This window comes from Carboxydothermus pertinax (assembly GCF_001950255.1).
GTDB lineage: Bacteria > Bacillota > Z-2901 > Carboxydothermales > Carboxydothermaceae > Carboxydothermus > Carboxydothermus pertinax.
The window spans coordinates 37,781-61,449 of record NZ_BDJK01000003.1 but is presented as its reverse complement, the minus strand read 5'-3'; the positions used below and the strand labels follow the sequence as shown (position 1 = coordinate 61,449).

Here is a 23,669-nt window from a genome sequence, read left to right as displayed (position 1 = left end):
TTTAGCCCTCCAAATCTGGAAACTCATCCCAAGTCCGACCGTCCAGGAGACTGCCTGCGTTCTTTTTCCCTACTTTTACAAAGTCATATTTGCAACCTTTATATTCTGTCAGAGTATGCAGTCCATCCCCTCTATCGCTATAAGGCAAAGGTTTATATTCACCCCAACTTTTGAAGAAGAATGGTACCCCTGCTTCTTGGCACTGGTCTCGTAGGCTCCTTACCCACTCTGGGTGCATCGGTCGAGCTCCAGGGCCGGTTTCGCCGCCAGCAATGACCCAGTTAAGTTGGAAATCATGGGTACAATCCGGACAACATTTTTGACCTTTATGCCATAAAACAGGTCCGCATTTTGTTGCTGGCACTCCGCAACCTTCGCATATTCCTAACCATTTTGATAAATCCACTGGTCCTAATAGAGGTTCACAACTAACAAACCGTACAGTTGCTGGTATCTTAAGTAATATTGGAATTCTTTCATTGGCCATTTCTTGATTTTCTACTGTAACACCGAGCCATACTCTTTTATGAGGCCAGGCTTGCTTTTCCTCCATTGTTTTTCCTGACGTCCCAAGCATTTGCCCCATAAATTTCTCTATAATGTCCTTCATCCGTTTAGGTCGCTTTGTCAAAACCATGAATATATGCCTACTTGGGCAAAAGGTCATTTGTAAAAACACTTTAAGAATAAAATCATCCGGTACATCTTCATGAAATAAATCGCCCATACTGCATACAAATACCCGGCGCGGTTTCTTCCAATGCCAAGGTTCATTTAATTTTTCTGGGTGCAACGTCACCCTAAACGGCTCGTCCTCTGGATATCCGCACCTCCCAGCCAAACGCTTGCTCATACGTTCAGCATAGCAGTTTTTGCAACCTTCAGACACCGGCGTACAGCCCGTTACGGGATTCCATACTGCATCGGCCCACTCTATCTTAGTCCGCCCCATTGCTTTTCACCTCTTATAAGGCGAGCAGGCCGAGCCCGCCCGCCATTATTCAACATCCACCTCGACGGACTTTGTAATCATCGCTAAATCTTTGATGTATTGATGTAACTCTTGCCATTCCTCCAGCGTCAACTTGGTTGGTTCTTTGCCATATCTTTCATGCACATGTTCCCGCAACTGTTCTTGTGTCCAGCTGGCTTCCTCGGCATATGTTTTGACTTCTGCCGCCATTCTTTTAACCATTTCTTTTACATCCTCTGCTTTAGCTTTAGTTTCTTGCTTTGGTTTTGGCGTTTCGACCTGTACTCCGTCAGTAAGCCAGTCTTTGATAATTTTGGCCAGCTCTTCGCCAGGTTTATTAATTATTAGCCCGTCTAAAGCCTCGCATCTCGTCTTGCTAATAATGAGATTATGGTCAATGTCCATGTCAGCCACTATATCGAATTCGTACTCCATTCCGTCCCTTTGAACTGGTTCAAGCCCAACTTTTTTTATTATGGTTTTGCCTTTTTCGTCTTGCGTCTGAATGTACTGCATCTTAGCCCGCATCGTTGCTATTACATGTAGTGGTGCTGTAATAATTGCTTCAACCAGTTTGTTATGGAGTGGTGTTACATCCCGCCAAGCTGCGAATTTATTGCCACCATATTTCACCGCATTCTTATCGGCAAGCTCTATAGCTCCGTCAGTTCCGGCCCATGCGTGTGATAGACTATCAATGACAAGCACATCATAGCCTTCTTTTGCAGCTTCCTTGATTGCGTCAATGTATTTCTGTGGGTGGTAGGTATCAAGTTCTAACACGTCAAACTCGAATTTATCTGCGTATTTGCTTGCGCTTCCGTGCTCGGTATCAATTACGGCTATTTTTCCACCCAGTCCGCTCGCAAGTTTCAGAGCTGTGTAAGTTTTCCCGGACCCGCTTGGACCAATCAGCCCAATTCGGGCTTTAGCTTGTTTCTTTGTAGCTTTTTTGAAAGCCATTTATACCGCTCCTTTCTTCTTGGTAATCTTAAATCCCTCAATAACCTTAACTTTTGTATATGATGTTAGGTCTATCACATTTGCCAGCGCGTCTTTGTCGAGTTCTTTCCTTTCCTGCTTATAAAAAGTGCATATATACCCTGCCAGTTCTGCCTTATCCAGGCTATTTTCTTTCATCCAGGATTTAAGCTTATCCTCGTATGCTTTCTTAACCGCTTCCAAGCTCTGTATCATCGTTCGTATTCTATCTACCTCAGCAGGTATTTCTTCAAGCGGTAGGGCCTCATTCAGCATCACTAAGTTTTCCACCGCCACCTAAACCGCCTCCTGCTTTTTGTATAAAGGTAATCCGGTTAAACGACTTGCTTCATTATTTAAGACCGGAAGATAGCCTTCAAAAATCTTAAGTTCTATTTCGTGCAAACAATCAACACAAAGTTCAGAGTATACATCTCTATCATGGTTATTGTTTAAATCCATGCGTCTTGCAGTCACCCAAAGACGATAAATCTTTTTTTCCTCAACTTCTTTACCGCATCTGTTACAGAAATAAAGAACTTTTTTCACCTAAACCGCCTCCTTCACTTCAGCTATTTCAATCTTCACATCTACCGCTTTTAAGTAAGCCTTAACTATTTCCAGCACATTTGCAACAAATCTTTGTGCATAATATTCTTCCGGAAATTTTCTTATCGCGAAAACAATTTCTCCTTCGTCCTTCGTTACAAATGTCACTTCTCCAATATAACTTGAATTGTTTTTATAAACGCTACCTTTTATACGTTTTACAAAGTCCATATTAAAAACCATACCATTATGGCCTATCCACATATTGTCCACACGCTCCTTTTGTGATAAACTAATTTTGAGAGATTACTTAGGCCTTCGGGCCTTTTTCTTTTTTATGGACCTTTTCTTTCATCGTTAAACCCTCCTCATTAGCTTGAGAAAACAACCGATAAAGCAGCTCCCGCCATTTCGTTGATTTCTTGCGCAATTTTCTTCCACTTTGGCTTTTCGGTTTCATCAATTTCCCCATCGCAAACAATTGCTATCAGTTCACCATTGATGTTTTCCAAATCCCTTACCTCTTTTTGTAGCTTTAATACCGACCTTGGTAAGTCTGTTAGTGATAAATCCGGTAAGTATTTCTGCCCTATCATAGTCGAATGTTTTAGGTGACTATAAGCCAGCCAGCGCGCATTATAAATCTGTACCATATTGCACACGATGTCGTCTGGTGGAATTGTTCGCCCAGCTTCGTAATCTGCTAAAGACCTGACGCTAATATGGAGAAGTTCCGCTGCTTCTTCTTGTGTTAATCCTGCATTTTTTCTCGCGATTTTATAAATGTTGTTGCAATCTCGTTTCATTCACTTCACCCCCTTCCTGTGGTTTACTATCAGTAGGAAGATTACCTCCTACCCTCCACCCGGTCGGATGGCCACCGGCCGGGAATTTACCCTGCCGACTTCTTTTCAACTAATTCACGATAAACTATTGGTGCAAATATTTCGGCCAGTTTGTCAGTGATTGCCTCTCTTACTTCATCTGAGTCCAGTAATTTATCTACTTCTGGGTCTTCTACGGCAACCAACTTGTTGCCCACTTTGATGCCTGTTACTTTAAACCTGATTACCTTTTCCTTTGGCCGTTCCAAGTTATTACCCCCTTCCCGGCCCCACCCCAATCCCCAGCAAGTGGTGGGGCTAACTCCTACACTGCTTTGCAGGAATACACTCCCTTCTGTGGAATAATTGAATATATATCTCTACAGAAGGGGGAACATTTAATGACTGAACAAGATTTTCTTGATTTGATTAATCTTCTTGATGAAGAATTGTTTAAACCATTCTTGAATGATATTTACAAAAAGGCTCAAGAGCATTACAATAAGTTGATTTTGGAAGGTTGGGATTCTGATGAAGCCTTATATGATGTTGTCATGAAAACTGCTTATCTGACTCTAAAAGATGCCGTTTCCATTGCAGTTTTTCTTTGCTCGAATATAGAGCCTGAAAGACCTAAGTCTAAAGAAGAGTTGCGCAGATTGTTAAAGGTGATTAAACGTTAGTTTTTGGTTTCAGTAATTTAGGCGGCTCAAGTGTAATTTCATAGTTTATTTTCAGAGCTTCTGTTATTTTTTTAGCTAAGTCATTTGCATCAAGCGTTAGTTTTACTTCATACGCTTTTGGCTGTTCTGGAACTCGCCCTTCCAGTTCAGCCACCCTTTTATCTAAGTCCTCAAGAATGGAACAAAGATGTAAAACCCATCCAGAAATTGCTTCAAGTGTCGTATCCTCTACGTAGGTTGACATTATACGTGCTTTTAGTTCTTTGGCCTTCATTCTCCCTCACCTCCTTACCCCGCTTTGGTTTGGGATTTTTCTTGGCATTCTGCAAAGTCAGAGGACAAAAAAAGGTCATTAGGAGTTACTTTTAATATTGCAGCAATATCAAGAGCAGTTTTTAGGGACATTCTTCGCTTACCATTTTCTATCTGACAATAGTAGCTGTCAGATATACCCAATTTTTTGGCCATCTCCATCTGAGTAAGCCCATTCGCTTTGCGCAATTGCTTTAGCTTGTTCATTCTCTCCCTCCTTCATTGCGTTTTGCAAACCTTTGATTTTATTCTAAACCTAACTTTGCATATTGTCAAGATATATTTTTTAATTTGCAAAGAAAAATTTTTTATCTTATCACTTTGCTATTTGCAATGTTATAATTTTGGTAAATAGAGGTGATTTTGGTGAACTTCGGACAAAGACTACGACAATTGCGTACTGAAAGAGATTTGACTCAAGCAGAATTGGCAAGATTGCTTTCAATTGGGGAATCAACAATATCCTTTTATGAATCAAATAAAAGGCAACCGGATTTTGACACACTTATTAAACTTTCAAATTTTTTTAATGTAACAATAGACTTTCTCCTTGGCCGGACAAATGAAAATAATAAACCTATCTCTACTAAAGCCATCCCTCTACTCGGAGTAATCCGCGCAGGCATACCAATATTAGCAGAAGAAAATTGGATTGAAGAAATTGCATTACCAGCAGGTATTAAAGCGGATTTTGCCTTGCAGGTTGAAGGAGATTCAATGATTTATGCTGGGATATTCCCTGGAGATATTGCTTTTTTTAAGCAAAGTGAAACAGCTTTGAATGGACAAGTAGTAGCAGCAGGCGTTGTGGAAGAAACTTGGAAAGCAAATCTTAAATTTTATGTGAAAACAAATGGAAAAGCTTTTCTTAGGTCAGCAAACCCAAAATATAAAGATATTGAGGTTACATCACAGCACAAAATAATTGGAACAATGACTGGACTCGTTCGCCATAATCCGCCTTCAATGACTGAGTACATTTCACTAATAATTTCCAAAGACGAATTTGAAAATTCCTGGATAGAAACAATTGAAACGGCCTTATCTCTCGGGATGTCACCGTTACATGTTAAGCAATTACTTGAAATCCAAGCTACTCTGTCAAAAATGATTAAAACTAATGAATAAATTTATAAAGGAGGTTTACTATGAGCTTCAAAGATGATCTTTTAAAACTAAGTATGCAAATAAGCGAAAGAAAAGTCCACGTCAACAATGAGGAAACCACTAAACACGCCCTTATTATCCCATTTATTCAGATCTTGGGCTATGACGTCTTTAATCCCCTTGAGGTAAAGCCTGAATATACTGCTGATTTTGGGAAAAAGAAGGGCGAAAAAGTAGACTACGCCATTTTTAAAAACAATAAACCAATAATGTTTATTGAAGCAAAATCGGTAACTGAAAAATTAGAAAACCACGATACTCAGCTTAGTAGATATTTTAATTCTACTCCTGAAGTTAAAATAGCTATTTTAACAAATGGCATTATTTATAAATTTTTTACTGACTTAAATCAAAATAATGTTATGGACCCTACACCATTTTACGAATTTGATTTGGAAAATTTAAAAGAATCTGATTATGAAGCTATCGCTAAATTCCGCAAAGAAGTTTTTGACCAAGATAATCTGGTAAAATACGCTGAAGATTTAGTTTACATGGCAAATTTAAATAAGAATCTAAAAGAGCTTTTTAAAAATCCTTCAGATGAATTTATTAGATTTTTAATCAAGGATTTTAGCGATACGAGAATTACTGCAAATGTTATTGAAAGATTTAGACCGGTTGTTAAAAAAGCAATCCAAGCCACATTAGTTGAAATAATAAGTCAAGGAATTTTAAAAGAAGATGATGAAACTATTGCTCAACTTCCGGAGCCAAGTATTCCAGAAAACAATGACACCGAGGAAAGGCAAAGGAAAATCGAAACAAATGATGAAGAATTATATGCTTTTGAAAAAATTAAAGAAATATTATTAAAAGCAAATAAAGATATCTCCCAAATAAATTATAAAGATACTGTAAATTATTTTGGTATTTATAAACGAAATATAAATGGTTGGTTTTTAAGAATTAATCTGACCTCTACAATAAAGTATATTGCATCTCGTTTACCTATAGATGAAACAAAAAAAGTCGTTTTTGGATATGAGGTTCAAGAAGCACCTAAAGGCCTTGGTGAATCCAGGGTTATCATTAACCAAAAGGAAGATATTGAAAATTTAAAAGACTATATTATAAAATGCTTTGAAATAGTCGAAAATTTCTAAGAGGAAAGCTACGATTAGTAGTTTTTAGTATAATTAACTAAAAATAATGATTGACTTTGGCGGCAAATGCATATAATATTAATAACAGAATAATCCCTATCGTTCCCCCCTCTTCAATTTGAAGTAGGGATAAGGAAGGATAGGCATAGAATAAGTCATATTTTCAAAAAAGCCGCCTTTATGGCGGCTTTATACTTTATTGAGGTGAATTGAATGAATTATAGAATTGCATGTTTTATCGATGGTGGATATCTCGATAAAGTCTTGGCAATACAGTTTCAAAAAGCCAAAATTGATTATTTAAAACTTTCCACCTGGATGGCAAACGGCATTGATATTCTTCGTACATATTATTACAACTGTTTGCCCTATCAAAGCCCTACTCCAACAGAAGAAGAAAGAAAACTATTTTCAAATGCTTCAGAATTTCACGAAGCATTAAAAAGATTACAAAGATATGAAGTACGACAAGGAAAATTAGCCTTTCGAGGTATATCTCGAGAAACGGGCGAGAAAATATTTGAACAAAAACAAGTAGACGTCATGTTAGCCGTAGATTTAGTTAGACTAAGCACCAAAGGCCAAATAACACATGCGGCTATCTTTGCCAGTGATAGCGATTATCTCCCCGCAATTCAAACAGCTAAAGATGAAGGAGTTTTTATTCATCTTTTCTATAGCCCACATCGTGAATTACTACCCCATCGAGAACTACTTGCTATTTGCGATGAAAAAACGCCTATTACTCTTTCTGTAATTAATAGTATTCGGCGTTAAATATTTTGGAGGTGATTACATGGATAACGCCAAAATCGAAGCGCGTTTAGACCAGATTACGGACATGCTCACCGAACTAATCCGCATTGTTGGCAATACCAATGCAGCAGTTGAAGAATTAAGGCGCGACATGAACGAGCTTAGAAAAGATGTTGATGAGTTAAAAAGCGACATGAAAGAAGTAAAGCAAACGCTTAAAGAGCACTCAAAAAAGTTTGATTATGTAATGTACAAATTAACCGTTCATGATGCCGAAATATTCGACCTAAAAGGAGTTATACCTAAATAAAGCAAAAGACCTGCTATCTCGACACTCACGATAGCGGGTCTTTGTGTTTTAGAGACATTTCGACAAAATCCCTAAATAACTGACATTTCAGGAGGCAGTCATGAAAGAAACATCTAAGCTTACCGAAAGCGAATTGTTCCAGCTTTTGATGAATAATCCTGGCCTTTTCGAGGATATTTTAGCCGCTTATAATGTGAGAGTTAAACTGGAGCAGTTAGACCCCGAGATAGATGGCTTTATTTACAAAGGGCCGAAAGATACATATTTCATTGTAATAAATCAGGATCTTGATGGCCCACATCGATTATTTGTGTTTATCCATGAGCTTTATCACTTAATTTGCGAATTGTCAGAACAGAAGATAATCTTGCGATTAGCTCGAAACGCCAAAGAAAAGTTTGCCGATAGAGAAGCAAGGATGATATGCCGGCAAAATCAAAGCTACAAAGTGGCTGAAGGCACAACTAAATACTGTGCTTATTAAATATTAAATAAAGTTTTATTTAAGTGGCTGGCTGCTTTCAAAATCAAATAGGGGGGGAATTATGAAAAAGAAATTTATCTTTAATGCTTTTGCATTTGTAATTGTATCTCTATTTTTCTTCAGTACTACAGTATTAGCAAAACCTGTACTTAAAACGATTAAAGCTTACTTAAATACAATTACCCTTTCTTACAACGGTAAAAGCATTGGTATTTCAACAATTAAATACAACAATGTAACTTATGTTCCTCTTAATAAAGTAACTGACTTACTTAATAAAAAAGTAATTACCACAAGTAAAGGTTTTGAAATACTGGATAAAAGCAATATCCCTAACGGAAGTAAAGTTACATCTTTACCTGCTTCAATAACTATTAAAGATGTAAAAGTAACAATTACAAAAGTTGAACAAGATAGTAAGGCTTTAAAAATATATGTAGCTTATACAAATAATAGTCCTGAAAGAATTGACCCCGCTGAATCCTTAGTGAAAGTAATTAGTAATGGCAGGCAATACGAATACGATTTATCTTTTGTTTTAGATTACATGGACAAATACCGAGATGAATATACAAGCTACCCGCATGCTCCTTCTGAAATAGAACCAGGCGTAATAGCTGACTCGGTTATTCTCTTGCCACCGATACCAAATATAGAAAAAAATGTCCGCATAATATTAAGAGCCAATTATGAATATTATACCTTTTTAAATGTCCCTGTAACCATAAATTAATTTAACAAAGCGGCCAGCCCGCTTTTTTCTTTAGGGAGGCGATTATAAAAGATGCAAAAGCCAGAGGTTACACGCCTTGTAGTGTTTGTAATCCGCCTCAATAAAATTATGTATGGTGAGCAAAAATTTCAAAAAGAGGTGAGTATATTGAAAAAACTTCTCTATATTTTAGTTGTTATTGCCATTATTGCAGTTTACCTTTTTACATCTGGTGGAGTAAATTTTGAAACTATTACTTCTTTTATAGGATGGGTAGTTTTTGGTTTAGGATAAAAGAGTGGAATAATAGCCATGATTATAGGGATTTTAGTAGCAAACCTACAAACAATATTAAAATTGTAATCCAATTCAATGATATTTTGATAAAACTCCAAAGGAGGGTTAAAAATGTCTATTGAACTAAAAGCACTAAACCTTGTTGTTGTATTTGAAGAGTTTGGGAAATTTCAAATTAAGCGTGATATACTCGAAAAGCTATTTACCGATAGCGAACCAAATGTAATTTGGTATAACGATCCTATTTCACCAGGAATTATTCAGTATAATGACAAAGCTCTTGATATATCAATTGTCGATAATAAATATCAAATAAGTACAGTTGCTACCAATAATGAAATCCCAAAATATTTTCCAGATGTTTTAAAAAAATCATTAGAAGCCGCTAACGAGAGAAATATTATAGCTTATGGTTTTAATTTTGATTTCTTCTCCCCAGATCTCGAGGAAGTTAAAGATTTATTTAAAATCCAAATAAACTTAAAAAGTTTTCAATATAAACCAAAAACTTTTTTAAGTTTAGCTTTTGAGAAAAACAATCTAATTTTTGTTTTTGATATTAAGGATGATAAAATTTCCTCAAATTTACATGTCAATGTCCATCATGAAGAAAAATTAAAGGCTAGTATTTTAGCAAACAAAATATCCAACAAATTACATACTGACTTCCAACTCTCATTAGAGCTTATTAAAGAGGTGTTAGAGAGTGTCAAATAGACTATCTACTAATTCAAGGAATTTCCCTAACCAGTGGGGAACTAATAATTTTAACAAAGAATTTCACGAGATTATTAACAACCTTGAAAATATATCGTATAATGAAAATAACCAAAAATACTATTTAATATTAAAAATCTATAACCGCATTTTTGCAATGTATAACGAAATAATCCGTACTAAGCAAGAAGTCATAAATGCTCATAACAATATTTTTGAAAGATATGCCGAAATAAGCAACATCGAGCAAGCAGCCTCAAAGGAGGTTAATTCTATGGACTGGCAAGAAAAATACTTAGATAAATTAGACCGTGATATAAGCGATATGAAGGCATCATTGAGAGCAACTGAAGAAAGAGTCGCCCAAATGATTAGCCAAACCTTATCAGAAATGCGTGATAGGGATAATCAAAGACACCAAGAATTTTTAACTATAAAAACTGATATTGCAGATACTAAAAAGTGGTTCTTTGGAATAATAATTTCAGTTATCATTGGTTTTGCGGGATTAATTTATGCTAACCATCAGTTCCTATCATCACTTGCACAATTAATCACTTCTTTGCTAACTTCTAACAAGTAACAATAAATTTTTGTAATTTTAAAAGCGCCCCACCGCTTTTTTCTTTTTGCTCCCACATCGAACATTTGTTTTGGAGGTGGCATTATGCGTGCTGTAATCTATGCCCGTTTTTCCAGTGACAACCAACGCGAAGAATCCATAACTGCTCAGGTAAGGGCCTGCTCTGAATATGCAAAGCAAAAAGGCTACCACATTGTCAAAATATACGCTGATGAAGCACGATCAGCGTTAACCGATGACAGGCCAAACTTTCTTAGAATGATTAGTGACGCCAAGCTTGGCCTATTTGATATTGTTCTCATTCACAAGCTGGACCGTTTTGCCCGCAATAGATATGACAGTGCTATCTATAAGCGGGAGCTCCGGAGATGTGGAGTAAGAATAGAAAGCGTCCTTGAGCAATTAGACGACAGCCCGGAAAGCATTATCCTTGAAAGTGTTCTGGAAGGCTTAGCCGAATACTACTCGCGCAATTTAGCCCGGGAAGTAATGAAGGGCATGATGGAAAATGCCCTCCAGGGCAAACACAATGGCGGGCTACCACCTTTAGGATATGATGTTGATCCGGAAACTAAAAAGCTTGTAGTGAATGAAAGCGAGGCAAGAATTGTAAGGCTTATTTTTGAGTTGTATGCCCAGGGCAAAAGTTACAACGACATTATTTCCGCTCTTAATCAGTACGGCTTTAAAACAAAAAAAGGCAAGCCTTTTGGTAAAAACAGCATTTTTGAAATATTACGAAATAAAAAATATATTGGGATTTATATTTTTAATCGAAGCGCTCCTAAAAAAGAGGGTAAGCGCAACCACCATTTAACCAAAGCACCCGATGAAATAATCGAGATTCCGGGTACCATTCCGACTATTATTGATGAAGAACTTTTTTGGAGGGTTCAGTCCATCATGGATAAAAGGAAAAGAAACAGAGCTTCTAATAAAGCTAAAACAGTTTATCTCCTCTCTGGCTTAATTTATTGCGGTGAATGCGGGAATGCAATGATAGGCGATTCATCAAGTTATCTTACCAAAAAAAGCAAAGAGCATAAAAAATTATATTATTATACCTGCAATTATAACGGCCGGACCGGACAGTGCAATTCCCAAAAGGTTCGGAAAGAGTTAGTAGAAGAGTTTGTTTTAAAGCAATTAAGAGAAAGATTTTTTGCGGAAAAAGCTATCCCGGAATTGGCCGAGAAAATTTACTCCAGCTTTACCAGCCAGAAAAAAGAAATGGGGAAAGAAGTTAAATATATTGAGAAAGAGTTAAAAGAAACAGGGAGAAAAATAGCCAACCTGGTTAATGCCTTAGCTAATGGCGCATCGACCGTAAATTCTATCGTCGAGCAACTAAAATTATTAGAAAGCAAAAAAGCCACCCTCGAAGTACAACTCCAGGAGTGGTATTTAAAGTTGCAGGATAACATTGTCACCAAAGACAATATTATTGCCTTCTTAAAAAGCAAAAAAGAGCAACTAGATAGTAATGATCCAGTCGCTCTTAAATCGCTTTGCCAGGAATTTATTGATAAAGTTACTGTAAACAATGATAAAACCGACGTTGAATTTAAAATAACTGTGGTTATTGATGGTGGAGGCGGGGGGAATTGAACCCACCGTCCGGAGGACAAGTGCCGAAAGCTTCTCCGAGGGCAGCCGGTATTTTAGCTTTCACCCGATTGGTGCCTACCGGCAGGCCACAATCGGGATATCCCGTAAAATCTCGCTTAGAAAGAGCCGGGACACCCTTTCTAAGCCAGCCCGGTTGGGTCACGCCCCGGCGGAAATCCCGGGCCAATTTCCGTCAGGACGTAGCTGACTTAAGCAGCTAAAGCGTAGCTTTCGTTGGCAATTATATCTTTCCCACCCTTTTTTACGAGGTAAGGTGGGGTCCTCGCCTCGCTACTTGCGGCCCTTCGTTCCCCCGTCGAACCCTTTACGCCCCCAGGTTAATAACGAGCTCGAAGAGCCTTCTCAATTTCTCTGGCTGCATCCCTTTTTGCCATCTCTTCCCGTTTGTCGTAAATCTTTTTCCCTTTAGCTAAGCCCAATTCTATTTTAGCATAATTTCCTTTAAAGTAAAGCTTTAATGGTACCAATGTTAAACCCTTTTCCCTGGTTTTACCAAAAAGGCGCATAATCTCCCTTTTATGCATTAATAGCTTTCGAGGTCTCTTAGGTTCGTGGTTAAAGCGGTTCCCCTGCTCATAGGGACTTATATGCATGTTGTAAAGCCAGAGTTCACCGTTTTCAATCCGGGCAAAGCTATCCCTTAAATTTACCCGACCCAGACGGATCGATTTTACTTCGGTTCCTTTTAAAGAAATACCTGCTTCGTATTTTTCCAAAATATGATAATCATGAAAAGCCTTACGGTTTTCTGTAATTACTTTCTCCATAAATGATTCCCCTTACAAAAATGACTGGCTTAAATTATTATATCATACTTAAGAGCAAAAAGTAGTCCTGGCTAAATATATCTTAGCAGATCACTCCCGTAAATTAATTCCAACGCAAAATATTATTAACTATTTCACCAAAAAAGAGAGATGTAGTTTACTTCACGATTCTTTCTAAAATTTCCTCGGCCGACTCCCTGGTATTGGGGCTTTCCCCTTTTTTGCTAACCAAGACAAAGTCAATTTCCCTGGACACAGTATTTACTTTTATCACCCTTACCCGCACTTCGTCTCCCAGACGAAAGACTTTCTTTGTCCGTCGGCCAATTAAAGCATAGCTTTTTTCGTCATAAAGGTAATAATCATCCTCAAGGGAAGAGACCCGTACCAGTCCCTCTATTAAATTTGGTAGCTGCACAAAGAAGCCATAAGAAGTAACTCCCGAAATAATTGCATCGTATTCGGTGCCTTCTTTTCCTGCCATAAATTCCACCATCCGCATTTCCACCGATTCCCGTTCCGCTTCCATCGCCCGCCGTTCCATCTCCGAGGAGTGCTTTGCCACTTTTGGTAAAATTTTGGCAAGTTTTGCTTCCCGCCGCGGGGTAAGTTTCCCTTCTAATACTTCCCGGATTATCCGGTGAATCATTAAATCGGGGTAACGGCGAATGGGTGAAGTAAAGTGGGTGTAGTATTCCGCCGCAAGGCCAAAATGCCAGATTCTTTCCGCCGAATAACGAGCTTGTTTCATTGACCGCAGCATGACCGCATTGATTACCCTTTCTTCCTTCCTCCCCGCCACTTTTTCCAAAAGCCGTTGAAATTCGCGGGGGTGGTATTTCCCGTCCCGGCCACCTTTTAAGTTATAACCAAAAAGCCTTAAAAACTCTTTTAAGCTTTGGATTTTCCCTTCGTCGGGATCTTCGTGAATCCGGTACAAAAACGGCACTTCCTGCCAGAAAAATCTTTCCGCTACCGTTTCGTTGGTTATTAACATAAACTCCTCAATTAACTGGTGGGCAATGTTTCGCTCCCGCCGGACGATATCCACCACTTCCCCTTTATCGTCCAGAATTACTTTCGCTTCGGGAAGGTCAAAATCAATTGCCCCCCGCTCAAGCCGGCGCTTTCTTAAAATCATGGCAAGGTTGGCCATTTCCTCCAACATGAGCACCAAATCCCCGAGCTCTTCCCTGGCTTTTGGATCTTTATCCAAAACAGCTTTTTTCACAATGGTGTAGGTAAGCCGGGCCCGGGTCTTGATAACCGACGGAAAAATTTCATGACTTACCACTTCTCCGGCGGGAGTAATTTCCATTACCACCGATAGGGTTAACCGGTCCACCTGGGGATTTAAGCTGCAAATTCCATTGGACAACTCCGGGGGAAGCATCGGCAACACTTTACCCGCAAGGTAAACACTGGTTCCCCGCTCCAACGCTTCTTTATCCAAAGCCGAACCTTCCCGCACGTAATACGAGACATCGGCGATATGCACTCCTAACTGGTAATTACCGTTAGAAAGCTTTACCAAGCTCACCGCATCGTCTAAATCCTTGGCGTCTTCATCGTCAATGGTAACAATCATTTCCCCCCGTAAATCCCGCCGCCCTTTTAATTCTTCCGGGCCAATTTCGGAAGATACGGCCTTTGCCTCTTTAATGGTCTCAGTTTTAAAAGCATCTAATAGACCATACTTTTTAATTATGGCATTTAACCGGGTTTCCGGATCTTCTGGGTCACCCAAAACTTCCACAATTTTTCCTTCCGGCAGTTCCCCCTTTTTCGGATAGGCAGTAATTTCCACCACCACTTTTTCCCCGTCTTTTACCCGAACTCCCTTTTTCCCCGGTGGCACAATAATGGCACTGGTAATCCGCTCATCATCCGGTTCCACCAATCCGTAGTGGCGCCGGCGGTAAAAACTTCCTACCACTGTTTTATTGGCCCGCTCTAAAATTTTTACCACTTCTCCCTCCGGACGGTTACCATCGGAAAAAGGAAGATATCTTACCAACACCCGATCGTTGTGCATGGCTCCTTTTAAATTGGTGGGAGAAATAAATACATCCTGCTTTTCCCGGTCCTCGGGAATTAAAAAGGCAAATCCTTTCGGATGCCCCTGAATCTTTCCACGCACCATGTTCATTTGCTCGGGAAGACCATATTTACCGGCCTTTGTTACATACACTTCTCCTTCTTTTTCCAAATCTCTTAAAGCCGCAATCAATTTTTTTATTTCCGAAACATCAGTAAGGCCAAGACCTTCGATGATTTTATCGAGGTACTGCGGAGCATTAGCTTTTATTAAATACTCCAAAATTTTTTCTCTCATTTATTCTTTCCTCCTTTTAAAGTCACTTCGTCCCTTATTTTCACCTAAATTTACTACAATTATGTCAAAAGGCGGGTACACCTTCCCCGCCTATAAACCTAACTCCTCGTGAATTTCCTGCATCGCTTTTAAAGCAATAGCTAAAAATTCTTCCAAAGTCAAGCCAATTTCACTGCAGGCTGCTATTTGTTCGCGCTTGGCCCCCCGGGCAAAAGATTTTTCATGGAAGCGATTTAAAAGAAAATCCACCGTTACCGCTTCTAATTTTTTCTCCGGACGGATCAAAGCTCCAGCAACTATCAGACCCGTTAAAGGGTCTACGGCATATAAAGCCTTATCCAAACGGGATTTACGCGGCAGGCCATGGGCTTCGTTATGAACCTTGACCGCATAGACCACTTCTGCGGGAAGTCCGAGTTTTTCCAGGATTTCCGCTCCTATTAAACTATGCTTCCGGGGATCATCTTTTGTTTCATCATAATCAATATCGTGTAAAAGTCCGGCTAATCCCCATAACTCCTCATCTTCACCAAAATGCCTCGCCAGTTCCCGCATCACCGCTTCCGTCGCTAACATATGTTTTAGTAAATTGGGGCTTTTCACTCTTTTAGTAAGTTCCCGGTATGCCTGTTCCCTATCCATTACTTCTCCCCCTCCGTTTGCCAGAATTTTGCCACCGCAAAAGCCAGTATTTGTTCCTCCGGCCCGAAAACATAGCCTTCCATTTCGTAAATTTTCCGTTTTTTATAAATCATTTTCCCTTTTACCGTAAGGGGCACTCCAATAGGCACCGGTTTTTTAAATTTAATACTCATTTCCGCAGTGACCGCCCGAACACCGTTAAAGGAAAGCCACTGGGCCATAGCTTCATCTAATAACGTAACTATAAGCCCCCCGTGCATTACTCCAGGATAACCCTGGTGTTCCGGCCGGGCCGTAAATTCCGCTACTGCCTCCTCATTAATATAAGAAAACTCTAACTTTAGACCATAAGGATTATCTTTCCCGCAGGCAAAACAGTAGTTTGGGGATTTTTCCTCCTCGTCCATGCCCCATACCATCCTTTCTGGTCTCATTTTAGCAGGTAATTTCTTCCGCGGCAAGATTGGGTAAGGTAACAAAAAAGCAGCCCTACATATTAGGGCTGCTTTAACGTACTTATTAGCGCAATAAAAGGGGAACAATTATCAATGCAAAGGTTCCAGCTACTTTCATTAACGGGTTCATGGCAGGACCAGAGGTATCTTTGAAGGGGTCGCCAACGGTATCACCAACTACCGCTGCCTTATGAACGTCGCTGCCTTTACCCCCGAGGTTTCCAGCTTCGATGTACTTCTTGGCGTTATCCCAGGCTCCACCGGCATTGGCCATATAAATGGCAAGAAGCACGCCAGTAGCAGTAACACCAGCTAAGTATCCGGTTAAAGCTTTAAAGCCTAAAATAAAGCCTATCGCCAGAGGTGCACCTACTGCCAGTAAACCGGGAGCAATCATCTGCCGAATAGCCGCTGCAGTACTGATCGATACACAGCGAGCGTAGTCCGGCCGGGCTTTCCCTTCCATTAAGCCGGGAATTTCTCTAAATTGCCGCCGGACCTCCTCAATCATGTCAAAGGCTGCTTTCCCCACCGATTCCATAGTTAACGCCGCTACTAAAAAGGCAACAGTACCACCTAAGAAGAGACCTACTAATACCCACGGATCAGTAATATTTAAGTTAAACTGACCGTTTACCAGATACTTTTGCAAGTTAGGATTGGCTTTGGCTAGATCGGTATAAGCGGAGAACAGAGCAAGGGCGGTTAATGCTGCAGAACCTATAGCAAACCCTTTAGCTACCGCTGCAGTGGTGTTCCCCACCGCATCGAGCTTATCGGTTTTGTTCCGGATTTCCGGGCCAAGTTCGGCCATTTCCGCAATACCGCCGGCGTTATCCGCCACCGGGCCAAAAGAATCCACCGCTACCACCATACCAGCAGTAGCCAGCATCCCCATTGCAGCCAAAGCAATACCGTAAAAACCAGCAGCCCAGTAGCCCACCATAATAGCAGCTACAATTACAATAATCGGTAAGTAAGTACTCCGCATACCTACGGCAATTCCGGCAATGATGTTAGTCGCAGGTCCAGTAGTGGATGCCTCAGCAATTTTTTGAGCCGGTGGTTTTAGGTTCGAAGTATAATATTCCGTTAACGAACCAATAGCGACGTTAACAATGAGTCCGGAAACTACGGCAATGAAAATCTTCAGCGCCCATTCACTGCCAAAAATATACTGGGCTAAACCATAGGTAAAAATTGCTGTAATAAAGTTAGTAGACCACAGGCCTATATTTAAGGCCATCTGGGGATTTCCATCTTCGGAAGTCCGCACAAAGAAAGTACTAATGATAGCCGCTACAATCCCCGCAGCACCAAGGACCAAGGGGAAAGTTGCACCTAAAACTTCGCTAAAGCCGTGATTTTGGGCAAAGGTAAGGCCCAAAAGCATTGCCGCCATGGTAGTAGCACCGTAAGACTCAAACAGGTCAGCACCCATACCAGCGGTGTCTCCCACGTTGTCCCCAACGTTGTCCGCAATAACAGCAGGGTTTCTCGGGTCATCTTCGGGAATACCAGCTTCTACTTTACCCACCAGGTCAGCACCAACGTCAGCAGCTTTAGTGTAAATTCCCCCGCCAACCCGGGCAAAGAAAGCAATAGCCGAAGCCCCAAAGGCAAAGCTATCAATAACATGAACATCTTTAAAGATGATATATAAGGCCGAAACACCTAATAAGCCAAGGCCGGCAACGGACATCCCCATAACGCCGCCAGCTCTAAAAGCCACATTTAAAGCGGCATTCAAGCTTTTTCTCGCTGCCTGGGTAGTCCGGGCATTGGCTTTGGTAGTACTGGTCATCCCGGCATAACCGGCAAGAGCTGATGCAATAGCACCTACTAAGAACGATACACCAACTTTAAGCCCGTAGCCAAAGTCTCCTTCTTTATAACCAAAACCTACCACTAAGAGAACAAATACTACCAGAGCAAAAGGAATAAGCGTTTTGTACTGGCGGTTTAAATAAGCCATTGCCCCTTCAAAAATTGCCTGGGAAATTTCCCGCATTTTTTCATTCCCCATATCTTCCTTTAAAACAGAGGAAAAGAGATACAGGGCAAAAAGAATGGCTAAAATACCCGCTCCCAGACCGTAATAAGCTAAGGTCAACCCGTTTTCCATTTCTCACCCTCCTCAAGTTATTAATTAGAATTTATATTTTTAAAAAAGTAACGCCAAAACCAAGGATAAAACCATAAATAAAATTACCGCTATTATGGTCATTTTTTCAAACAGTTCGTCCAGCCCTTTTTTCTTACCAAAGAGCACCTCTGCCCCCCCAGCAATAGAACCGGAAAGTCCGGCACTTTTCCCGGATTGGAGAAGAACTGCCGCAATTACTCCAAATGCAGCTAAAATATGGATAAAAATTAATATCCCCTTTAGTACGGCCACCCCGCCTCACCTCCTTAAAAACCAAAAAAATTATATCATATTTTAAATTGGTAAACAATAATTTTCTAACTATTTTAAATATTTATACATATACCGTAAAGTTAAAAAGATAGTTTAAGGCCGGGAAGGCTCCTTCCCGACCGCAATTTAAAAAATTACGCTTTTATATTATAAAAAGCTTTAAGCCCTTTGTAAATAGCAGTGTAGTCCAATTCTTCCTCAATTCTTAAAAGCTGGTTGTATTTTGCTACCCGGTCAGTTCTAGATGGTGCTCCGGTTTTAATCATCCCGGCATTGACCGCCACTGCCAGATCCGCTAAAGTAGTATCTTCAGTTTCACCGGAACGGTGAGAAATCACCGCCGTATACCCATTTTGCCGGGCGAGCTCAATGGCATTTAAAGTTTCGGTAATGGTACCGATTTGGTTTAACTTAATCAAAATACTGTTGGCAACTCCCAACGAAATCCCTTTTTGCAGCCGCTCAACGTTTGTCACAAAAAGGTCGTCACCCACCAGCTGAATTTTCTTGCCGAGCCGTTCGGTTAAGAGCTTCCAACCTTCCCAATCCTCTTCGCTCATTCCATCTTCAATGCTGATAATAGGATATTTAGCACTGAGTTTTTCGTAATACTCAACCATTTCGCTAGCCGTCTTTTTTACACCTTCTCCTTCAAGAACATAAAAGCCATCTTTATAAAGTTCGGTGGCAGCCACATCAAGGGCGATATAAATATCTTTTCCAGGAGTAAAACCTGCTTTCTCAATAGCCTCCACTATAACTTCAATTGCTTCTTCGTTAGACTTGAGATTTGGAGCAAAGCCACCCTCATCTCCTACAGCAGTATTGTAGCCTTTACCTTTTAAAACTTTCTTTAAATTGTGGAAAACTTCAGCTCCCATTCTTAAAGCTTCCCCAAAAGAGTCGGCACCTAAAGGCATAATCATAAATTCCTGAATATCAACATTATTGTCGGCATGTTTACCACCGTTTAAGATGTTCATCATCGGAGCCGGCAGTACCCGGGCATTGGTTCCCCCCAGATAGCGGTAAAGGGGAAGCCCAAGATAGTTGGCCGCCGCTTTAGCCACCGCCATCGATACTCCAAGGATAGCGTTGGCACCAAGCTTACCTTTATTGGGAGTACCGTCTAATTCAATTAAATATTCATCAATGCCCACTTGGTCCAGAGCATCAAACCCCAGTATTTCCGGACCAATTATGGAATTTACATTTTCCACCGCCTGAGTTACCCCTTTGCCCAGGTACCTTTTCGGATCATTATCCCGAAGTTCCACCGCTTCAAAGGCTCCCGTAGAAGCCCCGGACGGTACTGCAGCTCTGCCCCAGCTACCGTCTTCTAAAATTACATCCACTTCTACCGTTGGATTTCCCCGGGAGTCTAAAATTTCCCGGGCAATTACTTCCCGAATCTCGCTCATCAAAAACCCCTCCTTCTTAAAATTTAAAATAACGGCTCACTGGTCATTTCCTTTGGTATATCCAGCTCTAAAATTTTTAAAATTGTCGGGGCCACATTAGCCAGACTTCCCTTTTCCTTTAACTTAATTCCCCGGTATTTTTCCCCCACTAAAATAAAAGGGACTGGATTTGTGGTATGCGCGGTATGCGGGCTGCCATCTTCTTCAAGCATTTTTTCCGCATTGCCGTGGTCAGCCGTAATTATGGCCGTACCTCCTAAAGATAAAAACTTATCTACTACCCTTCCCAGGCATTCGTCCACCGCTTTTATAGCTTGTACTGCAGCTTCAAACACCCCGGTATGGCCAACCATATCGGGATTGGCGTAATTTAAAACAATTAAATCGTATCCCTTTTCCATTTCCTCTAAAAGCTTTTCCGTGACTTCATAAGCACTCATTTCCGGTTTTAAATCGTAAGTTGCAACTTTCGGCGAAGGGATTAATATTCTTTCTTCCCCAGGATAGGGTTTTTCTACTCCACCGTTAAAGAAAAAGGTCACATGAGCGTATTTTTCCGTTTCGGCAATTCTAAGCTGCTTTTTTTGTTTTTTGGAAAGATATTCGCCCAAGCAATTTTCAATCGGCTGGGGTAAAAAAGCTATTGGCGCTTTGATCGTTTTATCGTACTGAGTAAAACAAACAAAATGTAGATTTTCTATCTTTTTCCGGTTAAAGCCGGTAAAGTCGTCGTCCACAAAAGCTCTTGTTATCTGGCGGGCCCGGTCGGGGCGGAAATTGAAAAAGATGATGCTATCTCCTTCTTTAACTAATCCCCGGGGCTGACCTTCGGGAGTCAAAACCACCGTGGGAGCAACAAATTCATCAGTTTCTCCACGATCGTAAGCTAAAGCTACCGCCGCCTCCGGTTCTGTTACTTTAAACCCTTCCCCAAATACCAGGGCCCGGTAAGCTTTTTCCGTCCGCTCCCAGCGCTTATCCCGGTCCATGGCGTAATACCGGCCCATAACAGTAGCAATCTGCCCAAAGCCAAGTTCTTTTAACCGGGCTTCTAAAGCTTCTATATACTCCTGGGCGTTTTTGGGAGGGACATCCCGCCCATCCAAAAAAGCATGAATAAACACCCGCGGAAAATTTCCCCGGCGGCAAAGTTCTAACAAGGCAAAGAGGTGTTCAATATGGCTATGTACCCCACCATCGGACAATAAACCCATGAGGTGGAGATTGCCTCCTGTTTCTTGGGCATGATTTATAGCCTCTAAAAGCTCACGATTTTGGAAAAAGCTGCCTTCTTCTATTTCTTTGGTAATCCGGGTTAATTCCTGGTAAACAATCCTTCCGGCCCCCATGTTGAGGTGGCCAACCTCCGAGTTGCCCATCTGCCCGCGGGGAAGACCTACCGCAAGTCCCGAGGCCTCTAAAATTGTATGGGGGTAATTATCCCAGTACCGATTGAAATTGGGAGTTCCCGCCGCTTTTATACTGTTGCCATAGGTAGTTTCTGCTATACCCCAGCCGTCTAATATTGTCAGTAATACCGGCACTTTAAGTCCTCCTTAAATACTGCCTTTGACAATTGCGGTAAAGCTATCTACTTTTAAGCTGGCACCGCCCACTAAAGCCCCGTCAATATCTGGCTCTGCCATAAGTTCCTTGATGTTTTCCGGTTTCACGCTACCGCCATATTGAATGCGAATCTTTGCCGCCACTTCCCGGCCAAAAAGACTGGCCAGGGTTTCTCGAATAAAACTGCAAACCTCCTGGGCATCTTCAGGGGTTGCGGTTTTCCCTGTACCGATAGCCCAGACCGGCTCGTACGCTAAAGTTAACTTTTCTGCCTGTTCCGGAGTAACTCCTAACAAACCTTTTCGCACCTGGATTTCCACCACTGCTTTGGTAATTCCCTGTTCCCGCTCGCTTAAGGTTTCCCCAACGCATAAAATAGGATTTAAACCCCAGGTAAAAGCTGCCTTTATTTTCTGGTTAATAAGTTCGTCCGTTTCCCCAAAGTAAGCTCTCCGCTCGGAGTGTCCTAAGATTACGTACTTAACCCCTATATCTTGAAGCATGGCCGGAGATACTTCACCGGTAAAAGCCCCTTCCTTTTCAAAATGCATGTTCTGGGCTCCCAGCGCAATATTGCTACTCTCTAAAGCTTCCTTAACCGGCCACAGGGCAGGAAAAGGCGGACAAACTGCCACGTCCACACCGTTAACATCTTTTAAGCTATCGATGAGCTCCCGGACAAATCCGGCCGCCTCGATAGGGGTTTTATACATTTTCCAGTTGCCAGCAATAAAAGGTGTTCTCATACCCACCCTCCATTAAATTATTTATCGTTTAAAACTTCTACTCCCGGAAGTTTTTTTCCTTCTAAAAATTCTAAGGATGCTCCCCCACCGGTGGAAATATGGGTTATTTTGTCCGCAACGCCGGCCTTTTCTACCGCCGCAACCGAGTCTCCACCGCCGACCACGGAAAGAGCTCCACTTACGGCTACTGCTTCAGCAACCGCTACAGTCCCCCGGTCAAAGGGCTCTACCTCAAAAACCCCCATAGGGCCGTTCCAGACAATGGTTTTAGCCTTTAAAATCTCTTCCCGGAAGAGTTCAGAAGTCTTATCGCCAATATCCAAAGCCATTTCTTCAGCAGGTATGCTGTCTACCGCCACAATTTTGCTGAGTATCCCCGCTTCAATCCTGGGAGCCACCACCACGTCACTCGGCAGTAAAAGTTTAACTCCTATTTCTTTTGCTTTATTCATTAACTCCCCGGCTAAATTTACTTTATCCTCTTCCACCAAAGATTTTCCGGTTTCATAGCCCATAGCTTTTAAAAAGGTGTTGGCCATGCCACCGCCAATTAAAAGAGCATCAACTTTGCCGAGAAGATTTTCAATCACTCCGATTTTATCGGAAACCTTGGCTCCACCAATAATAGCCACAAACGGACGTTCCGGGTTATTTAATGCCCGGGAAAGGAAGTTAATTTCTTTTTCCATTAAAAATCCAGCTACAGCTGGTAAATACGATGCTATACCGGCGGTAGAAGCATGAGCCCGGTGAGCAGCCCCAAAGGCATCGTTGACAAAAATTTCGGCAAGCCGCGCCAGTTTCCGGGCAAATTCCGGATCATTTTTTTCTTCTTCGGGATAAAAGCGGACGTTCTCTAAAAGAAGTACTTCTCCCGGCTGCAATTCCTGAGCCATTTGTTCAACAACAGGCCCTACGACATCCGGAGCCATTTTAACCTCTATACCAAGAAGCTCGGCTAATCTTTTAGCCACCGGCTTTAAGCTGTATTTTTCGTTAAACTGGCCTTTGGGTCGGCCCAGGTGGGAGGCGACGATAAGTTTAGCCCCTTGTTCTCTCAAGTACTGGAGGGTAGGAAGGGCTGCTCGGATCCGGGTATCATCGGTTATCTCCCGGTTATCATTTAAAGGTACGTTAAAATCAACCCGCACAAAAACTTTTTTATCTTTTAAGTCCACATCTTTTACCGTCTTTTTATTCACCATTATCACCTTCCCTTCTTAAAATGGGAAACG

30 protein-coding genes and 1 other RNA gene are annotated in these 23,669 nt (G+C 41.1%); 11 read left to right on the top strand and 20 right to left on the bottom strand.

The annotated features are described in order from the left end of the window. Nucleotide 1 precedes the first annotated feature (1 nt). From cpu_RS00460 to cpu_RS00430, 7 genes are all read right to left on the bottom strand, one after another. Nucleotides 2–952: a DUF5131 family protein gene (locus cpu_RS00460; RefSeq protein WP_075858034.1), complete on the bottom strand. Its 951-nt coding sequence runs from the start codon at nucleotides 950–952 to the stop codon at nucleotides 2–4. Nucleotides 953–997: 45 nt separating this feature from the next. Then, nucleotides 998–1,936 (bottom strand): ATP-binding protein, encoded by a 939-nt coding sequence (locus cpu_RS00455; protein ID WP_075858033.1) that lies wholly within the window; start codon nucleotides 1,934–1,936, stop codon nucleotides 998–1,000. Continuing rightward, complete coding sequence (locus tag cpu_RS00450) at nucleotides 1,937–2,251, bottom strand: hypothetical protein (RefSeq protein WP_075858032.1); 315 nt, start codon at nucleotides 2,249–2,251, stop codon at nucleotides 1,937–1,939. It lies immediately after the preceding gene. After that, the gene (locus tag cpu_RS00445) at nucleotides 2,252–2,503 is read right to left on the bottom strand and encodes a hypothetical protein (RefSeq protein WP_075858031.1); all 252 of its coding nucleotides are present in this window, start codon (nucleotides 2,501–2,503) and stop codon (nucleotides 2,252–2,254) included. Then, a complete protein-coding gene (locus cpu_RS00440) occupies nucleotides 2,504–2,776 on the bottom strand; it encodes a hypothetical protein (RefSeq protein ID WP_143299288.1) in 273 nt (90 codons plus the stop codon). Nucleotides 2,777–2,874: 98 nt separating this feature from the next. Then, a complete protein-coding gene (locus tag cpu_RS00435; RefSeq protein WP_075858029.1) occupies nucleotides 2,875–3,309 on the bottom strand; it encodes a helix-turn-helix domain-containing protein in 435 nt (144 codons plus the stop codon). Nucleotides 3,310–3,395: 86 nt separating this feature from the next. Next, nucleotides 3,396–3,596 carry a hypothetical protein gene (locus cpu_RS00430; RefSeq protein WP_075858028.1) on the bottom strand — a complete coding sequence of 67 codons (201 nt, stop codon included), beginning with the start codon at nucleotides 3,594–3,596 and terminating at the stop codon, nucleotides 3,396–3,398. A gap of 132 nt (nucleotides 3,597–3,728) precedes the next feature. On the opposite strand from cpu_RS00430, the gene cpu_RS00425 reads away from it, so the two are divergent. Beyond that, entirely contained in the window at nucleotides 3,729–4,010 is a 282-nt protein-coding gene (locus cpu_RS00425) for a hypothetical protein (RefSeq protein WP_075858027.1), read from the top strand. Here cpu_RS00425 and cpu_RS00420 read toward each other — a convergent pair. Continuing rightward, on the bottom strand, nucleotides 4,000–4,284 hold the full coding sequence (locus cpu_RS00420; RefSeq protein WP_075858026.1) for a hypothetical protein: 285 nt from the start codon (nucleotides 4,282–4,284) through the stop codon (nucleotides 4,000–4,002). The two genes, cpu_RS00425 and cpu_RS00420, sit on opposite strands and share 11 nt — an antisense overlap. 14 nt (nucleotides 4,285–4,298) lie before the next feature. After that, nucleotides 4,299–4,529: a helix-turn-helix transcriptional regulator gene (locus tag cpu_RS00415; protein ID WP_075858025.1), complete on the bottom strand. Its 231-nt coding sequence runs from the start codon at nucleotides 4,527–4,529 to the stop codon at nucleotides 4,299–4,301. A 159-nt stretch (nucleotides 4,530–4,688) separates the two neighbouring features. Between cpu_RS00415 and cpu_RS00410 the strand changes: the two genes are divergently transcribed. From cpu_RS00410 to cpu_RS00365, 10 genes are all read left to right on the top strand, one after another. Beyond that, nucleotides 4,689–5,450, top strand: coding sequence for a LexA family protein (locus cpu_RS00410; RefSeq protein ID WP_075858024.1), 762 nt, complete (start codon nucleotides 4,689–4,691; stop codon nucleotides 5,448–5,450). 20 nt (nucleotides 5,451–5,470) lie between these two features. Next, entirely contained in the window at nucleotides 5,471–6,595 is a 1,125-nt protein-coding gene (locus cpu_RS00405; RefSeq protein WP_075858023.1) for a type I restriction endonuclease, read from the top strand. Between the two features lie 213 nt (nucleotides 6,596–6,808). Continuing rightward, the gene (locus cpu_RS00400; protein ID WP_075858022.1) at nucleotides 6,809–7,372 is read left to right on the top strand and encodes an NYN domain-containing protein; all 564 of its coding nucleotides are present in this window, start codon (nucleotides 6,809–6,811) and stop codon (nucleotides 7,370–7,372) included. 19 nt (nucleotides 7,373–7,391) lie between these two features. Then, nucleotides 7,392–7,661, top strand: a complete 270-nt coding sequence (locus cpu_RS00395; RefSeq protein ID WP_075858021.1) for a hypothetical protein — start codon at nucleotides 7,392–7,394, stop codon at nucleotides 7,659–7,661. A gap of 100 nt (nucleotides 7,662–7,761) precedes the next feature. Continuing rightward, nucleotides 7,762–8,145: an ImmA/IrrE family metallo-endopeptidase gene (locus tag cpu_RS00390; protein ID WP_075858020.1), complete on the top strand. Its 384-nt coding sequence runs from the start codon at nucleotides 7,762–7,764 to the stop codon at nucleotides 8,143–8,145. Nucleotides 8,146–8,206: 61 nt separating this feature from the next. Next, entirely contained in the window at nucleotides 8,207–8,878 is a 672-nt protein-coding gene (locus tag cpu_RS00385; RefSeq protein ID WP_075858019.1) for a DUF4352 domain-containing protein, read from the top strand. 51 nt (nucleotides 8,879–8,929) lie between these two features. Beyond that, nucleotides 8,930–9,151, top strand: coding sequence for a hypothetical protein (locus tag cpu_RS00380; protein ID WP_075858018.1), 222 nt, complete (start codon nucleotides 8,930–8,932; stop codon nucleotides 9,149–9,151). A gap of 114 nt (nucleotides 9,152–9,265) precedes the next feature. After that, nucleotides 9,266–9,871 (top strand): hypothetical protein, encoded by a 606-nt coding sequence (locus tag cpu_RS00375; protein WP_075858017.1) that lies wholly within the window; start codon nucleotides 9,266–9,268, stop codon nucleotides 9,869–9,871. Further along, nucleotides 9,861–10,454: a hypothetical protein gene (locus tag cpu_RS00370; RefSeq protein ID WP_075858016.1), complete on the top strand. Its 594-nt coding sequence runs from the start codon at nucleotides 9,861–9,863 to the stop codon at nucleotides 10,452–10,454. The genes cpu_RS00375 and cpu_RS00370 overlap by 11 nt, the downstream gene beginning before the upstream one ends. Before the next feature lie 84 nt (nucleotides 10,455–10,538). Further along, the gene (locus cpu_RS00365) at nucleotides 10,539–12,062 is read left to right on the top strand and encodes a recombinase family protein (RefSeq protein ID WP_159433953.1); all 1,524 of its coding nucleotides are present in this window, start codon (nucleotides 10,539–10,541) and stop codon (nucleotides 12,060–12,062) included. On the opposite strand, the gene ssrA is transcribed toward cpu_RS00365, so the two are convergent. From ssrA to cpu_RS00310, 11 genes are all read right to left on the bottom strand, one after another. Further along, nucleotides 12,041–12,397: a transfer-messenger RNA gene (gene ssrA, locus cpu_RS00360) on the bottom strand. The genes cpu_RS00365 and ssrA overlap by 22 nt on opposite strands. Nucleotides 12,398–12,400: 3 nt before the next feature. After that, on the bottom strand, nucleotides 12,401–12,850 hold the full coding sequence (gene smpB / locus cpu_RS00355) for an SsrA-binding protein SmpB (protein WP_075858015.1): 450 nt from the start codon (nucleotides 12,848–12,850) through the stop codon (nucleotides 12,401–12,403). 157 nt (nucleotides 12,851–13,007) lie between these two features. Further along, nucleotides 13,008–15,185: a ribonuclease R gene (rnr, locus tag cpu_RS00350; RefSeq protein ID WP_075858014.1), complete on the bottom strand. Its 2,178-nt coding sequence runs from the start codon at nucleotides 15,183–15,185 to the stop codon at nucleotides 13,008–13,010. Between the two features lie 90 nt (nucleotides 15,186–15,275). Continuing rightward, a complete protein-coding gene (locus tag cpu_RS00345; protein WP_075858013.1) occupies nucleotides 15,276–15,827 on the bottom strand; it encodes an HDIG domain-containing metalloprotein in 552 nt (183 codons plus the stop codon). Then, nucleotides 15,827–16,234, bottom strand: coding sequence for a PaaI family thioesterase (locus cpu_RS00340; protein WP_075858012.1), 408 nt, complete (start codon nucleotides 16,232–16,234; stop codon nucleotides 15,827–15,829). The genes cpu_RS00345 and cpu_RS00340 overlap by 1 nt, the downstream gene beginning before the upstream one ends. 112 nt (nucleotides 16,235–16,346) lie before the next feature. Beyond that, complete coding sequence (locus cpu_RS00335; RefSeq protein WP_075858010.1) at nucleotides 16,347–18,407, bottom strand: sodium-translocating pyrophosphatase; 2,061 nt, start codon at nucleotides 18,405–18,407, stop codon at nucleotides 16,347–16,349. 39 nt (nucleotides 18,408–18,446) lie between these two features. Next, nucleotides 18,447–18,680 (bottom strand): preprotein translocase subunit SecG, encoded by a 234-nt coding sequence (gene secG / locus cpu_RS00330; RefSeq protein ID WP_075858009.1) that lies wholly within the window; start codon nucleotides 18,678–18,680, stop codon nucleotides 18,447–18,449. A gap of 155 nt (nucleotides 18,681–18,835) precedes the next feature. Continuing rightward, nucleotides 18,836–20,122 (bottom strand): phosphopyruvate hydratase, encoded by a 1,287-nt coding sequence (gene eno / locus cpu_RS00325; protein ID WP_075858007.1) that lies wholly within the window; start codon nucleotides 20,120–20,122, stop codon nucleotides 18,836–18,838. Between the two features lie 23 nt (nucleotides 20,123–20,145). Further along, a complete protein-coding gene (gpmI, locus tag cpu_RS00320; RefSeq protein ID WP_075858005.1) occupies nucleotides 20,146–21,666 on the bottom strand; it encodes a 2,3-bisphosphoglycerate-independent phosphoglycerate mutase in 1,521 nt (506 codons plus the stop codon). Nucleotides 21,667–21,678: 12 nt separating this feature from the next. Further along, nucleotides 21,679–22,434, bottom strand: coding sequence for a triose-phosphate isomerase (gene tpiA / locus cpu_RS00315; RefSeq protein WP_075858004.1), 756 nt, complete (start codon nucleotides 22,432–22,434; stop codon nucleotides 21,679–21,681). A 17-nt stretch (nucleotides 22,435–22,451) separates the two neighbouring features. Then, entirely contained in the window at nucleotides 22,452–23,639 is a 1,188-nt protein-coding gene (locus tag cpu_RS00310; protein ID WP_305764296.1) for a phosphoglycerate kinase, read from the bottom strand. Nucleotides 23,640–23,669: the final 30 nt, after the last annotated feature.

What these genes read in the sequence shown, in the direction of transcription:
- cpu_RS00460 (WP_075858034.1), bottom strand. Translation starts at nt 952, where the DNA reads ATGGGGCGGACTAAGATAGAGTGGGCCGATGCAGTATGGAATCCCGTA.
- cpu_RS00455 (WP_075858033.1), bottom strand. Translation starts at nt 1,936, where the DNA reads ATGGCTTTCAAAAAAGCTACAAAGAAACAAGCTAAAGCCCGAATTGGG.
- cpu_RS00435 (WP_075858029.1), bottom strand. Translation starts at nt 3,309, where the DNA reads ATGAAACGAGATTGCAACAACATTTATAAAATCGCGAGAAAAAATGCA.
- cpu_RS00425 (WP_075858027.1), top strand. Translation starts at nt 3,729, where the DNA reads ATGACTGAACAAGATTTTCTTGATTTGATTAATCTTCTTGATGAAGAA.
- cpu_RS00420 (WP_075858026.1), bottom strand. Translation starts at nt 4,284, where the DNA reads ATGAAGGCCAAAGAACTAAAAGCACGTATAATGTCAACCTACGTAGAG.
- cpu_RS00415 (WP_075858025.1), bottom strand. Translation starts at nt 4,529, where the DNA reads ATGAACAAGCTAAAGCAATTGCGCAAAGCGAATGGGCTTACTCAGATG.
- cpu_RS00405 (WP_075858023.1), top strand. Translation starts at nt 5,471, where the DNA reads ATGAGCTTCAAAGATGATCTTTTAAAACTAAGTATGCAAATAAGCGAA.
- cpu_RS00400 (WP_075858022.1), top strand. Translation starts at nt 6,809, where the DNA reads ATGAATTATAGAATTGCATGTTTTATCGATGGTGGATATCTCGATAAA.
- cpu_RS00395 (WP_075858021.1), top strand. Translation starts at nt 7,392, where the DNA reads ATGGATAACGCCAAAATCGAAGCGCGTTTAGACCAGATTACGGACATG.
- cpu_RS00390 (WP_075858020.1), top strand. Translation starts at nt 7,762, where the DNA reads ATGAAAGAAACATCTAAGCTTACCGAAAGCGAATTGTTCCAGCTTTTG.
- cpu_RS00385 (WP_075858019.1), top strand. Translation starts at nt 8,207, where the DNA reads ATGAAAAAGAAATTTATCTTTAATGCTTTTGCATTTGTAATTGTATCT.
- cpu_RS00380 (WP_075858018.1), top strand. Translation starts at nt 8,930, where the DNA reads ATGCAAAAGCCAGAGGTTACACGCCTTGTAGTGTTTGTAATCCGCCTC.
- cpu_RS00375 (WP_075858017.1), top strand. Translation starts at nt 9,266, where the DNA reads ATGTCTATTGAACTAAAAGCACTAAACCTTGTTGTTGTATTTGAAGAG.
- cpu_RS00365 (WP_159433953.1), top strand. Translation starts at nt 10,539, where the DNA reads ATGCGTGCTGTAATCTATGCCCGTTTTTCCAGTGACAACCAACGCGAA.
- smpB (WP_075858015.1), bottom strand. Translation starts at nt 12,850, where the DNA reads ATGGAGAAAGTAATTACAGAAAACCGTAAGGCTTTTCATGATTATCAT.
- rnr (WP_075858014.1), bottom strand. Translation starts at nt 15,185, where the DNA reads ATGAGAGAAAAAATTTTGGAGTATTTAATAAAAGCTAATGCTCCGCAG.
- cpu_RS00345 (WP_075858013.1), bottom strand. Translation starts at nt 15,827, where the DNA reads ATGGATAGGGAACAGGCATACCGGGAACTTACTAAAAGAGTGAAAAGC.
- cpu_RS00340 (WP_075858012.1), bottom strand. Translation starts at nt 16,234, where the DNA reads ATGGACGAGGAGGAAAAATCCCCAAACTACTGTTTTGCCTGCGGGAAA.
- cpu_RS00335 (WP_075858010.1), bottom strand. Translation starts at nt 18,407, where the DNA reads ATGGAAAACGGGTTGACCTTAGCTTATTACGGTCTGGGAGCGGGTATT.
- eno (WP_075858007.1), bottom strand. Translation starts at nt 20,122, where the DNA reads ATGAGCGAGATTCGGGAAGTAATTGCCCGGGAAATTTTAGACTCCCGG.
- tpiA (WP_075858004.1), bottom strand. Translation starts at nt 22,434, where the DNA reads ATGAGAACACCTTTTATTGCTGGCAACTGGAAAATGTATAAAACCCCT.
- cpu_RS00310 (WP_305764296.1), bottom strand. Translation starts at nt 23,639, where the DNA reads ATGGTGAATAAAAAGACGGTAAAAGATGTGGACTTAAAAGATAAAAAA.